The organism is Rhodoferax sp. LB1P47 (genome assembly GCF_056521445.1).
Map to the genome: position 1 here is coordinate 1 of NZ_JBWMAU010000041.1, position 1,287 is coordinate 1,287.

Genomic DNA, 1,287 nt, shown 5'->3' on the forward strand with positions numbered 1-1,287 from the left:
GGTAAGTGAGAAAGCTTGCCAGCAATCAAGAAGGCCATAGCGATGAAGTGGTCGGTTGTGCCGTAGCCACGGGCCTTGGCTTTGGCCGCTTGCAGCAATGAATTCACAGCCTCTACGTAGCCCGTGTGCAAGTGGGATGCATCAAACGCCTTGAGGATTCCCGCCCAGTGCTGTTTGATGGTTTTGGCCAAGTCCTTGATGGGGTGCAACTGGGAGCGCTGCGCCCAGTGCAACCATTTCTTCAAAGCCAACGTACTCTGGGCCGCATCGGTGCGGCTGTTTCTATAGATGTCGCGCAACGCCTCCTTGATGCGCCATGCCCGGGCCGTCTTCAATCGGCTGTGGGGCATCCAATCCATCTTGCCCTGCTCCTTGGCCGTCCACTTGGCTTTGTCTTTGAGCCAGACCCAGCGCGTCTTCTTGAGCCAGCTCTCATCCCTGGCCTCCTCGCGCCGCACCGCATCCACGGCCTTGTTGGCGAGTTGCACGACATGGAAGCCGTCAAAGGCCACTGCCGCCGTGGGTAGGTGCTTGGCGGCCCCGGCGATGAAGGCTTTGGACATGTCCATGCAGACCACCTCAATGGCCTCAGGTCTGCCTTGGTGGGTTTGGAAGTCTTCTGTAAAGCGCTGTACCGTACTGGCATCTTTGCCGGGTGTGGCGTAGATCAGCCGTCCGTTAGCCAGGTCGTGCACCAGCGTGATGTAGCTGTGGCCTTTGGCGCAGGAGGTCTCGTCAATGCCGATGACTTTGACGTCGGCATAGCTTTCTTTGGCGCGGGCCAGTGCGACGTGCGCATCGATTTGTCGCCACAAGGCGTTGTCCGAGCAACGCAGAATGCGCGCACAGGCCGAGACGGGCATCTCGCGTGCCAGCGTCAAGGCCAGGGCCTCGAACATGAGTGTGAAACGGCTGCCTTCGCGGGCCCAGGGGACACCCAGTTGGGTGGTGCCTTGGCAGGCGCTGCAAGAGACGCGGGGCAGCTCACAGTGGACGTGGGCTTCAAACTGGAAGAAGTCTAGGTGGCGCCAGCTGCGCTGGCGATGGTCGTGGATCTTTTGCGCGGCAGCACCACAGGCCGGGCACGCTGCACTGTTGGCTCGCCAGACGACGTACAGGTCAATCCGGCTACGTGCGACATCCAGTGCCACACGCTCAACCTCCCAGGGGGCTGACAGTCCCAGTGCTTGGCAAAATAACGCTTCTTGCATTTGTGTTTCTCCTTTGGGATTGGATGTCAACACAATTTTCTAGCCCGTGGTGCGCCACCCGAAACGGAAGAGAGCC

1 protein-coding gene is annotated in these 1,287 nt (G+C 59.9%); it reads right to left on the reverse strand.

Annotation, left to right across the window (positions count from 1 at the left end; all coding sequences use genetic code 11):
- The coding region (locus AC0969_RS19715) for an ISL3 family transposase (RefSeq protein WP_479625849.1) at positions 1 to 1,211 on the reverse strand (1,211 nt) is incomplete at its 3' end.
- Positions 1,212 to 1,287 lie beyond the last annotated feature (76 nt).